The organism is Vibrio sp. 811, assembly GCF_033339195.1.
This window is the reverse complement of the sequence record NZ_JAWOUB010000009.1, coordinates 72,594-85,533: the sequence shown is the minus strand read 5'-3', so window position 1 is coordinate 85,533 and position 12,940 is coordinate 72,594. Positions and strand designations below refer to the sequence as shown.

The window sequence follows — 12,940 nt, the reverse complement described above, 5'->3', positions numbered from 1 at the left end:
GCCGCTTTCTAGATATCGTCGAGATGAAGAAATGAATGATTGGATCCAATTAGAGCAAGTGAGCCAGTATTTCACTATGGGCTCCCTCGGTTACAAACTATTGATGGGCATTTTTGTCCTGATCGCGTATCGCATCCTGAAGAGGATTGTAAATCGAGCCATCCTAAATTTGGCAACAACGAAAGGTGTAAAAAAGGCTCGTTTGAGTTTTATTCAGCGCTGTTTCAATGTCGCGCTGCTATTTTTGACCGCCTCTATTTTTGCCATTGCCACAGGTATTGGCTATGGCGATGTGTCTTTGTTCCTATCGTCCATTTTTGCCGTATTAGGTGTGGCGTTTATTGCGCAGTGGTCAATTCTGAGCAACATCACTGCCAGCTTTTTGATCTTTTTTGTCTTCCCATACCGAGTGGGTGACCGAATTAAAGTCGTAGATAAAGATGAAGACATCTGCGGTGAGATTCAAGAAATCAGTATGTTTCACGTGTTAATTAAGCACGACAACGGTAACTTGATCACTTACCCAAACAACCAGATTTTGCAAAAAGCAGTGCTAAAGCTGGCGAAAAACAAGCCAGAGCCAAGTAAAGCAAAATCTCGGATTTATACTCGCAGAAAGAAATAACCCACTAAAAAGCCGATGTATCTACATCGGCTTTTTAATGCACTTCTTTTTAAGTTTTAGTGTTGACCTCAACTTAGCTTGAGGTTTTAGCCTTAGTCGCACGATTAAAAATCAACAATGAAAAAAGGAACCATTGTGTCCAAAATTGCGATTATTTATTTCTCTAAAACCGACGTTACTGGTCAGCTTGCTCGCGCGATTGCCGCAGGTGTTGAACAACAAGGCATTAAGCAGCAAGATGAATGTGAAATCCTCTCTCACCGAATTGAAGGCAGTGAGATTATTGAGGGACGTTTTGTGAACCCTAAACTAATGGATGAACTTGCTGAGTGTGATGCGATTATCTTTGGCTCACCGACCTATATGGGCGGTGTAGCAGCGCAGTTTAAAGCATTTGCCGATGCAAGCAGTGAATCTTGGTATTACCAAAAATGGGCGAGCAAAATCGCGGCTGGCTTTACCAGTGGTGGGGCAATGAATGGCGACCAATCTTGCACATTACAATATCTACAAACGCTCGCTAACCAACACGGCATGATGTGGATCGGGTTGGATAAGATCAGCAATTCTGGGGAGCAAAACCTGAATCGTTATGGTGTACAAGGTGGTATTGTTGCACAAGGTGATGAAGGTGGTCAGTTGCATGTGCATGCTTCTGATGTTGCAACAGCGGAGTATCTTGGCAAACGAGTCGCTATGCTCGTGAACAAGCTCTCCACTCGCTAACAATAAAAAGAAGCCCCGTAAGATACATCTTCGGGGCTTCATATTTATCGCTTGTTTTGAGCGCTACTTCTTGATGTAGAGGTCTTTCGAGTAGATACGACCTTCTACGTTGTTCTTGGCAAAACCGCCAACCGTAGGACGAACCAAACGCGCTTGCATGTAGTAGTAAATCGGTGCGATTGGCATATCCGCCGCCAACAATTGCTCGGCTTGATCATAGAAACCTTGGCGCGCTTTCTCATCGGTTGCGGCCAATGCACTGTTCATCGCGTTGTCGTACGCTTCATTGCTGTAACGTGCAAAGTTACCCGAAGAACCTGAGCGAAGTAAGCTCAGGAAAGTAGACGCTTCATTGTAATCACCACACCAGGAAGCGCGCATCACATCGAAATTGCCTTGTTTACGCGCCACTAAGTATGACTTCCACTCTTGGTTTTCTAACTCCACGTGTGCACCGAGATTTTTTTGTAGCATCGACGCTATCGCAACCGCGATCGATTTGTTTGCCTCACTGGTGTTGTACAGCAATTTAAAATCGAGCGGCTTGTCTTGGCTGTAACCCGCTTCTTTTAACAACTGACGCGCTTTCTCGTCACGTTGTTGCTGACTCCACTTACTGTATTCAGGCGGCGTCGCATCAAACCCTGCGGTGTACTGATGCGCAAAAGTATAAGCAGGAAGGTTGCCCACTTGCGTGACACCATTCGTAATCACATCGCGCATGATGGAGTACGACACCGCTTGACGCACTCGCACATCATCAAATGGCGGACGAGTGGTATTGAACGCGTAGTAATACGTACACAATAATGGCACTACCGTGTAAGCCTGCTTGTAATCTTGTTTAAGCTTCTGCGCCATATGAGTCGGCACATCGGACGTGATATCCAGCTCCCCTGCCGCATAGCGATTGATCGACGCGTTTTGGTTTTCAAACGGAATGTAAGTCACTCTGTTTAGATGCGTATCTGCGCTGTCCCAGTAACTTGGACTCTTAACCAGTTCAATGCGTTCATTCACGACCCACTTATCCAATGTGAATGCACCGTTGCTAACAAATTGGTCTGGTTCGCTCCACGGCTTGTCGCGGTTTTCCACTGTCGCTTGATGCACTGGCATCATGGACGTGTGCCCAGTCATAGCAACAAAGTACGGCACTTGACTGTCCAACTCAAAACGTAGGGTGTATTTATCCACTGCCTTGATACCGAGATCGTCCAAAGGCTTTTTGCCCTCTGCTACATCGGCGATGTTTTTGATCTTGGTGAGTTTGAGATACCAAACATTTGGAGAAGCGGTCTTCGGATCTACCGCTCGGCGCAGTGAATAGACAAAATCATCCGCTGTCACAGGCTCGCCATTCGACCATTTCGCGTCTTTGCGAAAGTGAAAAGTAAAAGTTTGGTTGTCCTTGGTTTCCCATGATTCTGCCACACCGGGAATAATGTTTCCGTCACGATCTTGAATCACAAGCCCTTCAAATAAGTCACGAATCACATGCATTTCTGGCAGACCTTCGGCTTTCGCTGGGTCAAGCGTCGCCGCCTCTGCGTCATTCGCACGTACTAAATGCTGTTCTGCGGCAAGTTGAATGCCTTTAGGTAAGGTCTCCGCAGCAACTGATGTAGCAAGAAAAGGGGTGAATAAAGAGGAAATCAGCAACGCCGTTGAATGTTTTTTAAAATCCATATCGTTTTTCGTTCTCCTAACGCGTCTTGTGAAGCAAGTGCCACAATTAACATTTCAACCGTTGACGAGTTTAAACGGTTCAGTTTAGCTAGGTGTAATTAGCTTAGATATTGATACTACTTCATCAATCAGGAGATTACGGTGAGTCTAATTCCAAGAACGGAAAGAGCGGCATTTTTAATTCGGCCAACATCATACGGTCAATCCGTGCTTGGTGCGCCATTACTGTATTTTCCGGCTCAAGTCGAAAGTGCTTCACGAGGTTTGATTTTGGCAGGCACTCACGGGGACGAGACGGCCTCGATTGCAGGTTTGTCCTGCGCGCTAAGAAGCTTGCCTGCTGAAAACTTACGACATGATGTGATTCTGTCAATGAATCCTGACGGCAACCAGCTAGGCACACGCGCAAATGCAAACCAAGTGGATCTCAATCGCGCGTTTCCAACCCAAAATTGGACTGAGCATGGCACAGTGTATCGATGGAGCTCTCACACACCCGTTCGAGACGTACAGGTGAAAACCGGCACTAAAAACCAACTAGAGCCTGAAGTTAGCGCGTTAATTAACTTGATTGAACTGCGCAAGCCAAAGTTTGTTGTGTCGTTTCATGAACCGCTTGCGTTTGTGGATGATCCCAAACATTCCGACCTTGCCAAATGGCTCGGCGAGCAGTTCCAACTGCCAATCGTTGACGATGTCGACTACGAAACACCCGGCTCATTCGGCACTTGGTGTAGTGAACGTGATTTACCTTGCATCACGTTGGAATTGCCCGCGATTTCTGCCGATCTCACCATTGAAAAACATCTCTCTGCTTTTATTGCTTTGCTGAGGCACGATCCGGCTCTCTAGTCCGCTGTTAAACAAGCGATCATGTGAGGATCTGTTTGATGTCGGTACTGATATCGCTGATCAACTGACGGGCACTGTCGTCTCTTTGCTGAACCAAGATGATAAACAGCAAATCGGTGATCACGTTTTGCGCGGTACGCGAAGCAATGGATGAGCTGCGATGTTCCGTTTCATTGGCAATCGTATCAAACGTAATATCGGCAATACCGCGCAAGCGACTTCTTCCAGGCGCAGATAACGCAATCACCTTCGCGCCCTGCTCTTTTGCCGCTTCTGCCGCGACGAGAATTTCTTTGCGCTCACCCGAAAACGAGATTGCGATCTGAACATCTTCTGGAGAGAGCGTGCGGGCAACAGCAATCTGCACGTGGCTGTCTTGTTCAGAAAGCGCCGTAATACCAAGTTTAAGCAGTTTAAAGCTTAAATCCTTCGCGGTCAGTGCAGAGCCCCCAATCCCGACCACTTGCACTCGACGCGCTTCACTCAACCATTTCACCGCTTGGTGACACGCTTCGTAAGACAGCGTATTGGTGGTTTGAAACATAGCGTCGGTTTTCGCTTTCACCAGTTTCTGTGAAATAACCGCAATGGGGTCGTCAGCCAAAATATCACTGTGCAGCGGTGTCGACTGCATCGCATGCTTACGGCCAATCTCTTCATTCAGAGCTAACTTAAACTCGCTGTAACCTTTAAAGCCGATACGCTGAGTAAATTTCACAATGCTCGATTGACTCACTTTTACTTGCGCCGCAAGTTCTTGGCTGGTGAGCAGCGCCGCCTTTTCTGCGTTTTCAACAATCCAATCGCCAACCAAACGACCACTTTGCGAAAGCTGAGTACGCCTCGTGACTATCTTATTGATAACTGACACAACAAAAACCTCAAAAATTTTAAATAAATTATTCCAAATCAGAAATAATAGGCGTTTGATTTAACCTCCTGATTATTCTAACCAAGACAGTTAATCCCGGACGTAATAGACGTATATTTTCTCTCATTATTCCAAATTTCTCCTGCATAAAGAATAACCTCAAGTGTGATTTTTATCACCAAACCTGAATATTTTATTCCATAAAATCGCCCTCAGATTGAACATTACGAAGAGTGCAAAACATGAAAATTGATTTAAGCAGATTGGTGACAGAAAGCCGTAACCCAGCCAGTGCCGAGATCGATACGCTTTCGACCATCGAGATGCTGCAAGTCATTAATGAAGAGGATCAAAAAGTCCCGCTCGCGTTAAAAGCGGTGCTACCACAAATTGCAGAGACAGTTGACGCAATTACCCAAGCTTTTGCAAATGGTGGCCGTTTAATTTACATGGGAGCTGGTACGTCAGGTCGCTTAGGCATTCTTGATGCAAGCGAGTGTCCTCCTACCTACGGCACGCATCCAGATATGGTGATTGGCTTAATTGCTGGTGGACATCAAGCGATTTTAAAAGCGGTAGAAAACGCAGAAGACAACGCGAAAATGGGTCAAGACGACTTAAAAGCGCTTCACCTCACCAAGCATGACGTGGTTGTAGGCATAGCTGCAAGTGGCCGCACGCCTTATGTGCTAGGTGGTTTGGAGTACGCTAAATCCATCGGAGCTACGACCGCATCTATCGCCTGTAATCCAGAATGTGCCATGGCAAAAGCGGCCGACATCGCGATTCTGCCGATAGTTGGCGCAGAGGTTGTCACTGGATCTTCTCGCATGAAAGCCGGCACCGCACAAAAACTGGTGCTAAACATGCTCACGACAGGCGCAATGATTCGTAGCGGTAAGGTATTTGGCAACTTAATGGTGGATGTAGAAGCCACTAACGCCAAGCTCATCCAACGCCAAACCAACATTGTTGTGGAAGCAACCGACGCATCAAAAGAAGAAGCAGAGCGAGCATTAAATGCCTGCGGTCGCCACTGCAAAACCGCCATCTTAATGATTTTGGCCGATTTGGATGCCGAACAAGCCAAATCACGCCTCGCCGCGCACAACGGCTTTATTCGCGCAGCACTAAATAATAACTAAATAATCCGAGTTCTGAAGGATAGACCCTATGGCAAAAATAACTTCAAACACAGTATCGCAGTTGCTGTCCGCAGTGGGTGGCAGTAGCAACGTAAGCAAATGTGGTAACTGTATGACGCGTTTGCGTTTATCGCTCGCCAACAATGGCTTGGCTGATCAATCAGTTATCAAGCAAATTCCCGGCGTAATGGGTGTGGTGGAAAGCGATGAGCAGTTTCAGATCATTCTCGGTCCCGGAAAAGCTCAACAAGCGGCTGAGATGATGAATCAATTGATCGACAGCTTAACCTCTGGTGACAGTGAAGAACCAGATATGCCGCAACAAGATCTTTCTGCCGTCGCAGCCGAGCAGAAAAAGCAGATGAAGAGCAAACAAACCAGTGCGGTTCAGCGTTTTTTAAGCAAGTTTGCCACTATCTTTACGCCGTTGATCCCTGGTTTTATTGCCGCTGGTTTGTTGCTAGGTTTTGCGACGTTATTGGAACAAATGTTTGTTCTCGACCAGACACCAAGCCAGTTTATGTTGGATTTGATCGCCTACATGAAAGTCTTTGGTAAGGGTCTGTTTGCTTTCCTAAGTATTCTGATTGGTTACAACGCGCAGCAAGCGTTTGGCGGCTCTGGTGTTAATGGTGCCATTCTCGCCTCTTTGTTTGTGCTGGGTTACAACCCAGAGGCGACATCCGGCATTTACTCTGGCATGAACGAGTTTTTCGGCTTTGCGATTGATCCGCGCGGCAACATTATCGGCGTACTTTTGGCAGCGATCATCGGTGCACAAGTCGAGCGTAAGGTTCGTCAATACATGCCTGATGATCTGGACATGATCTTAACGTCCGTTATCACTCTATTGATCATGGGTGCGGTAACCTTCTTGATCATCATGCCGATCGGCGGCGAGCTGTTTAAAGGGATGTCTTGGTTGTTCCTCAACTTGAACGATAACCCATTAGGCGCTGCAATCTTGGCAGGTTTGTTCTTAATTTCTGTGGTATTTGGCATCCACCAGGGTTTTGTTCCAGTGTACTTCGCATTGATGGAAGCACAGGGCTTTAACTCACTATTCCCTATCCTGGCGATGGCAGGTGGCGGTCAGGTTGGCGCGTCAATGGCGCTGTATTTCAAAGCCAAAAAAGACGCTCTACTGCGCACTCAAGTTAAAGGCGCTATTATTCCGGGTCTTCTAGGCATTGGCGAACCATTGATTTACGGCGTGACATTACCACGTGTAAAACCATTCGTTACCGCTTGTATTGGTGGTGCTGCGGGCGGCTTCTTTATCGGTTTAGTTTCTTACCTTGGCTTACCAGTTGGTCTTAATACGGTGTTTGGCCCATCCGGTATCGTGGCGATTCCTCTCATGACATCTGAAAATGGCATCTTCCCGGGCATGATGGTGTTTGTTGCTGGCCTGCTTATCTCTTACATCGTCGGCTTCCTCGCGACTTACTTCTTTGGCTGCAAAGACGTCGATTTAAGCTAAATCATTCTTCCCCTATAGGAATGGACTAGCTCGCGCCCTTGGCAAACAAGGGCGCACCCTCTCTCTACTTCACGACAATTTTTCTTATTCCGTTACTCGGAAGGGGCTTTGTCGTACCTAAAACAATAGAAATGAAAGGTCGTTAATCATGAAAAAGCACATTTTGACTCTACTTCTCCCAACATTGATGGCATCAAACGCAATGGCAGCGCAGCTGTATCAAGCGGAAGATGGGTCAGTTTTAAATATTTACTCTCGTCTTGGTTTCAATGTCACCAGTAAAAATGATGAGCACGGCGATGCAAATGGCGAGTTTGATGGCCGTATTGGTTTAAACGGTTCACAAACCATCAACGAGTACGCGTCGATCATCGGCCAAGCGCAATACCAAGTGGGTGCCGCTGAATACGCAAACCAAGTAAACGACAAACCGTCTCTGACCGCACGTTATGTATGGGCGGGTATTGATGCGAAAGATTATGGTCGCATTACTGGTGGTCGCGTGGCATCTGGGTTGATTATGTTTACCGACATTGGTGATGTGTTCGCCTCTTCCGATGTTTCTATGGCGCGCCAAGCGAATAAAGTCGACAAAACCGCAACGCAAGTTTTCCGTCAAGATGGCACGCTGCAATACCAAAACAGCCTAGGTAATGTCGATTTTTCTGTCGCGTACATTTTAGGAAACAACACTTCTGAGCTCGACTACGGTTACAACGCTGCACTGCGTTATACGCTAGACATGGGGAATTTGGGTACCTTGGCACCAGTGATAGCGATGCAGAAAAATAAAGGTGATGCACGTGAAAGCAACGACACCGATTACACATTCTGGGGCGCAGGTACGCGTTACTACCTAGGTGATTTGATGTTGGGTGCGTTGTACTCGGAAGATGAACTAGAGGGCCATTACTCACAACCCAGTACCGACAAAGTGATGGAACTAACGGCGGTTTACAGTGTAAATGACAAATGGGTACTACGTGCTGGTTATCGTTCTTTAGAAAACAGTGATGGTGACGAGCTAGAGCTGAAAGATGCAACGCTAGAAGTGCAATACAAACTGACGCCTCGTTCTTCTATCTACACAAACTACGTTGATCGTAACGGCTCGCGTGGCTACAGCAATGGACAAGAAGTCTCATTTGGCGGTGCGCACGCAGACGAAAGCTACTACCACTTAGGTCTGCGTTACGAGCTGTACGCACGATACTTAATGTAAGTTAGCTGAATCCATGAGCTTCTTCTGTGTCCGGTCAGTAGTTATTGCCTTTAATGCTGATTTGAAGAAGCTCACCCTCGTAATATGTTTTCTTCGTTACCTGTTTTGACCAACACGCCTGCATCAGGAAAACTGGTGACAGTAGCTAACAATTTTCCATCGACAAAGTGCAATGCCGCATAATCGTGAATGCCATAACAAGTGATGCTCGGTTGAGAACGAGCAAAGGCTTGGAAAACCTCGAACTTCTCACCTACATGAGAAAAATGCGCCGCAGCCAAACCGTCAATTAATCCAAGACAACGCATAACTTGGTATGCTTCGGGATCACTGTCTGTCACCGCAAACTCAAACCAACAAATTGCACCAGCGCTCATGCCACAAATGATGATGCCTTGTTCATAACACTGCTTGAGTATTCTATCGATTCCCCATTCGCGCCAAATGGCCAACATCGAACGCGTATTACCGCCACCGACGTAAATGATGTCTTGTTCAAATAGCGTTTCTTTCCAACCAGCTTCAAACTTAAACAGCGGAAAATGGGTCACGTTTTCACTAAGCTTCGCATCGTAAAAACGTTCAATCACTTCATCGGCATCTCCCGTGGCTGTAGGTAGAAAACAAATGTTTGGATTCTCCTTACCAGACAAAGACAAAATGTATTGATCGAGCGGGCTCGGATTCTCTCCCATCATCCAGCCCCCACCGCCAATCGCAATACAGTGTTTTCGCATTCCTTTGCTTCCTCAATTGTTGCTAAGTTTGTTGTCGCTATTCGCCGACAGAATATATGTTCCTAAAGTGATCAATGAACGCTCGCGTTCTTCTTGGTAAGTGCTCACGTTTTGGGTAAAGCAGATAAAGCGGCAAAATCGCATCCGTTTGCCATTCTGGCAGCAAACTCACGAGTTTTTCTTTTTGTGCAGGGTCGAGTTTAGCCAGTGCAAATTCATCTAACATGGCTACACCACAGCCAGCCAAAGTAGCATCCAACATGGACTGGACAAGATTAAAACTCAGCGTACTTTCTAACTCAATGCTGCACTGCTGTTGAGTTTGCTTATGCGTAAACGTCCACTTATCTAACACCAAGTCGCGACTTTTATAAAGGATGTGCTCTAAGTCACCAAGCTCCTCTGGCGTACTTACATTTGGTTTATCAGCTAAATACGAGCGATGAGCGATCGGTTTACAGTGTAAAGTGCGTAGCTGATGGCCGACGTATCCCTCTGGAGGAGTATCGGTAAAGTAGAATGCGATATCAAACCCAGCCTCAATCAAGTCGAGAGGTGTCTCTGTGAAGATCACTTCGACGCTCACTTGTGGATGTTGCAATCGAAACTCGATCAATGTTTGGCTGAGTAACGCGGCTCCGAAAGAAGCAGACGCCGCTATTCTCAATTTTCCCGATACGATCTCGTTTGCCATGACTTGCTCATTGATCTGCTCAGCGCCTTCGAGCAGTTGCTTTACCTGCTGATAAAACCGCAAACCATCGTAGGTCAAATTAAACTGGCGCGTAGTTCGCTGAATAAGCTGCACCGACAATATGTCTTCAAGCTGTTTAAGTTGCCGACTTACATGCGCATTCGAACAATTCAGGCGCTTTGCTGCGCCAGCAATACTTCGCTCCTCGCACAAAGCGACGTAAAGTGGTACGTAGCTGAGCCATTTTATTTCCATACAGTAATTCTGAATCTCTAAAATCAAACTACTGGAAATAATAGAAAGCCTCTAAACTCTGTACAACCTAAATTTGAAAGGATGAGTTATGAGTGTTTTCGACACGTGGTTAAAAGGTCAAGTCATTAAAGATCACATCACTAATACCAATATCATCGTTGGCGATTACAGCTATTACTCGGGCTTCTATCATCAAAAAAGCTTCGAAGAGCAAGCGGTACGCTACTTGTTGGGTGACCCCGTCACACTTCAAGAATGGCAAAGTAGAGAACCCGATAGCATCGACAAATTAATCATTGGCAAGTTTTGTTCCATCGCTTCTGGAGCCACCTTCATGATGGCAGGAAACCAAGGTCATCGCATTGACTGGATTTCGACCTTCCCCTTCTCTCCTGAAGAATTTGGAGAAGGCGTACAAGACGGTTTCGAGCGTGCCGGAAACACAGTGGTGGGAAATGATGTTTGGATTGGCAGTGAGGCGATGATCATGCCCGGAGTAAACATCGGCGATGGAGCCGTCGTCGGAGCACGCGCCGTAGTGACGAAAGACGTGCAACCTTATTCTGTGGTGGTTGGAAACAACCAAGTCGTACGTCAACGATTCAGCGATAAAGAGATTGAAACTCTACTCAATATCCAATGGTGGAACTGGCCAATAGAACACATTAAACAAGCAATGAAAGTAATGTGTAGCAGCCAAGTGGGTGCGCTTGCGGACTACTATCAAGAGCACATTGTCGATTTGTAGATAAAAAAAGCCCACACATCTTGTTGCGACGTGTGGGCTCAGTGAGTAAGAAAGCTTAAACCGCAGCGACGTCCTCTTCTTCCAAGTTCGCCGAGACTTTAATTTCGTATTGATTGAAACGGAACGAACAACCGCCATGAGTGCGCTTTGTCGTTACTTGTTCGTCGCCAAACTGCACCGTCACGCGAGTGAATACACGCTCTTTGGCTTCGACAATATTTTCTTCTAACGCGACTTCAAAGTCATGTTCCGTTTGTTCTAGCTTTTGCTTTATCGCTTCAAGCTGCTCGTTGTTTTGTGTTTTCATCACGTCAATCTGAGCTTGTTCTTCGTCGGTACGTTCGGCTTTAGGACGTTTCTTAAATTCGAGCTCTTTACGAATCACATCCATCGTGCCTTCTTGAGCGCGTTTGTATTGTTCTTTAAGCTCAGCTAATCGCTCCTTAAATGCAGAATAGCGTGCGAACGCTTCTACCTTAGTGGCGGTGTCGCCTTCTACGCCCAATTGTAAGCACACCACTTTGCCACCGACTTTTGCATCTCCGCCGCTGAGCGTGCCGTTCCTACCGTTCGCGTCTAGCACCGTCAGATTGCGCCCACAAACAATATCGTTATTCATGCTGTGCACCGCCAACTCAATATCTTCGCCGGCTTGCAAATCACAATATTGGGCGTAGCTGGCACGAATCGAACCTTTGGCTTTGACGTGACAACTCTTTGGCTGGCCATCACTCACGGTGTGGCCAATGATCCCTTTACCAACTTGGATGTCGTCTTGCGCTTGTACGTCAGCCGATTCAATGAAGCCGCCTACAGTAATAGAACCCGTCGCTTTAACAATCATGCCAGATTCAATGTTGCCACCGATAATCACATTCCCTTTGAATTTCACGTGGCCTGTATTCACGCCAACGCTATTGAGGCAGAGTGCGTTATCAACTTCGATGGTTTTGTCTTTAATCAGAGGCGTACCGGATACCGATGCAATCAATAGGTTTGGGTCTTGCTTGCTTATCTCGGTGCCCTTGCCTGGCTTCATTGGGCTGTCTTTTCCGGCTTGTGGAGGAATCACTCGCCCTTGAACAGTAAAACCAGGCGTACCTTTGGTCGCAGGCGTGCGGCGCATCACCTCATCGCCTACGTCAACCGCGATAGTTTCACCGAGGTTACGTAAATCAATTTTGTCGCTAGCAGATTGGCCGTCTTTGGGTTTGAGGATGCGTTTGGTGATGTCTTTAACAAGAGGAGTAAAAAGAGCGTCTTTGCCTTTGATAGGTTGCTTACCAACCGCTACAGGTTGAGAAAAAGTTTCGCCGGGTTTGAGCTGAGTGCTGACAACCAACACTTTCTTCAAAGCCAGTTTGTTGATGCCTTTCGAAACTCGCGCTTGAGCAAGGGCTTGAACAATCTCGGGGCCACGTAAACCTCGGCCTCCGTACGCGCCGACAACGTTCATACTGGCGAGCATGTCATTATTCGATAATTCAACCTCAACTTGCGCGTTGCGTTTTTCCGCAATGACGATGCCTTCGTAGGCCTCGGCTTTACGTTCTTTGGCGCAGTTAATGAATCTCACGACTTCCCCCTCAACAACAAACATCTTTTCAGCGTTCATTGCGACGAGCTGCTCGTTTAATTCATTTTGATTTAGCTCACCACCGAGGTCCACTTCTCCCGGAAGACGGGCTATCACCTTGGTCTTATCTTCAGATAACTCAAGACACAGCTTCCACATACCCTTACCACTTTGCTTCCCATCAACACTTTCAGTCTACCCAAATCCGTTTTCTGAACAAACCTCGCATTTCTTATTATAGGGCTCACGTCACTAAAGAAAGTAATCCATCAATAACGGTTAAACAGATATTAAGAGAGCATTTCGATTTAACCTAA

General features: G+C 46.6%; 12 protein-coding genes. 7 read left to right on the top strand and 5 right to left on the bottom strand.

The genetic code is table 11. From position 1 onward, the window contains the following. The first annotated feature begins 31 nt into the window (after positions 1-31). Positions 32-625: a mechanosensitive ion channel family protein gene (locus tag R7Q46_RS14965; protein ID WP_258658510.1), complete on the top strand. Its 594-nt coding sequence runs from the start codon at positions 32-34 to the stop codon at positions 623-625. 135 nt (positions 626-760) lie between these two features. Continuing rightward, positions 761-1,351 carry a flavodoxin family protein gene (locus tag R7Q46_RS14960; protein ID WP_318077579.1) on the top strand — a complete coding sequence of 197 codons (591 nt, stop codon included), beginning with the start codon at positions 761-763 and terminating at the stop codon, positions 1,349-1,351. Positions 1,352-1,414: 63 nt separating this feature from the next. Here the strand turns inward: R7Q46_RS14960 and R7Q46_RS14955 are convergent, their stop codons facing one another. After that, complete coding sequence (locus tag R7Q46_RS14955; protein ID WP_054576528.1) at positions 1,415-3,040, bottom strand: ABC transporter substrate-binding protein; 1,626 nt, start codon at positions 3,038-3,040, stop codon at positions 1,415-1,417. 141 nt (positions 3,041-3,181) lie between these two features. On the opposite strand from R7Q46_RS14955, the gene mpaA reads away from it, so the two are divergent. Beyond that, positions 3,182-3,892 carry a murein tripeptide amidase MpaA gene (gene mpaA, locus R7Q46_RS14950; RefSeq protein WP_258480384.1) on the top strand — a complete coding sequence of 237 codons (711 nt, stop codon included), beginning with the start codon at positions 3,182-3,184 and terminating at the stop codon, positions 3,890-3,892. A 19-nt stretch (positions 3,893-3,911) separates the two neighbouring features. On the opposite strand, the gene R7Q46_RS14945 is transcribed toward mpaA, so the two are convergent. Then, positions 3,912-4,763 (bottom strand): SIS domain-containing protein, encoded by an 852-nt coding sequence (locus tag R7Q46_RS14945; RefSeq protein WP_318077578.1) that lies wholly within the window; start codon positions 4,761-4,763, stop codon positions 3,912-3,914. Between the two features lie 242 nt (positions 4,764-5,005). Here R7Q46_RS14945 and murQ point away from each other — a divergent pair, with 242 nt between their 5' ends. The 3 genes from murQ to R7Q46_RS14930 all read left to right on the top strand — a co-directional run bounded on the left by murQ (position 5,006) and on the right by R7Q46_RS14930 (position 8,613). Then, a complete protein-coding gene (gene murQ / locus R7Q46_RS14940; protein WP_318077577.1) occupies positions 5,006-5,908 on the top strand; it encodes an N-acetylmuramic acid 6-phosphate etherase in 903 nt (300 codons plus the stop codon). A 28-nt stretch (positions 5,909-5,936) separates the two neighbouring features. Beyond that, complete coding sequence (gene murP, locus R7Q46_RS14935) at positions 5,937-7,391, top strand: PTS N-acetylmuramic acid transporter subunit IIBC (RefSeq protein ID WP_005500182.1); 1,455 nt, start codon at positions 5,937-5,939, stop codon at positions 7,389-7,391. A 148-nt stretch (positions 7,392-7,539) separates the two neighbouring features. After that, positions 7,540-8,613, top strand: a complete 1,074-nt coding sequence (locus R7Q46_RS14930; protein WP_318077576.1) for a porin — start codon at positions 7,540-7,542, stop codon at positions 8,611-8,613. Between the two features lie 71 nt (positions 8,614-8,684). Here R7Q46_RS14930 and R7Q46_RS14925 read toward each other — a convergent pair whose 3' ends face one another. Further along, positions 8,685-9,350 carry a peptidase E gene (locus R7Q46_RS14925; RefSeq protein WP_046875642.1) on the bottom strand — a complete coding sequence of 222 codons (666 nt, stop codon included), beginning with the start codon at positions 9,348-9,350 and terminating at the stop codon, positions 8,685-8,687. A 37-nt stretch (positions 9,351-9,387) separates the two neighbouring features. Next, positions 9,388-10,299: a LysR family transcriptional regulator gene (locus R7Q46_RS14920; protein ID WP_017635661.1), complete on the bottom strand. Its 912-nt coding sequence runs from the start codon at positions 10,297-10,299 to the stop codon at positions 9,388-9,390. An 88-nt stretch (positions 10,300-10,387) separates the two neighbouring features. On the opposite strand from R7Q46_RS14920, the gene catC reads away from it, so the two are divergent. Continuing rightward, complete coding sequence (catC, locus tag R7Q46_RS14915; protein WP_054575282.1) at positions 10,388-11,047, top strand: type C chloramphenicol O-acetyltransferase; 660 nt, start codon at positions 10,388-10,390, stop codon at positions 11,045-11,047. Between the two features lie 55 nt (positions 11,048-11,102). On the opposite strand, the gene R7Q46_RS14910 is transcribed toward catC, so the two are convergent. After that, positions 11,103-12,782 (bottom strand): DUF342 domain-containing protein, encoded by a 1,680-nt coding sequence (locus R7Q46_RS14910; RefSeq protein ID WP_167415796.1) that lies wholly within the window; start codon positions 12,780-12,782, stop codon positions 11,103-11,105. Between the last annotated feature and the right edge of the window lie 158 nt (positions 12,783-12,940).

What these genes read in the sequence shown, in the direction of transcription:
- R7Q46_RS14965 (WP_258658510.1), top strand. Translation starts at nt 32, where the DNA reads ATGAATGATTGGATCCAATTAGAGCAAGTGAGCCAGTATTTCACTATG.
- R7Q46_RS14955 (WP_054576528.1), bottom strand. Translation starts at nt 3,040, where the DNA reads ATGGATTTTAAAAAACATTCAACGGCGTTGCTGATTTCCTCTTTATTC.
- murQ (WP_318077577.1), top strand. Translation starts at nt 5,006, where the DNA reads ATGAAAATTGATTTAAGCAGATTGGTGACAGAAAGCCGTAACCCAGCC.
- murP (WP_005500182.1), top strand. Translation starts at nt 5,937, where the DNA reads ATGGCAAAAATAACTTCAAACACAGTATCGCAGTTGCTGTCCGCAGTG.
- R7Q46_RS14930 (WP_318077576.1), top strand. Translation starts at nt 7,540, where the DNA reads ATGAAAAAGCACATTTTGACTCTACTTCTCCCAACATTGATGGCATCA.
- R7Q46_RS14925 (WP_046875642.1), bottom strand. Translation starts at nt 9,350, where the DNA reads ATGCGAAAACACTGTATTGCGATTGGCGGTGGGGGCTGGATGATGGGA.
- R7Q46_RS14920 (WP_017635661.1), bottom strand. Translation starts at nt 10,299, where the DNA reads ATGGAAATAAAATGGCTCAGCTACGTACCACTTTACGTCGCTTTGTGC.
- catC (WP_054575282.1), top strand. Translation starts at nt 10,388, where the DNA reads ATGAGTGTTTTCGACACGTGGTTAAAAGGTCAAGTCATTAAAGATCAC.
- R7Q46_RS14910 (WP_167415796.1), bottom strand. Translation starts at nt 12,782, where the DNA reads ATGTGGAAGCTGTGTCTTGAGTTATCTGAAGATAAGACCAAGGTGATA.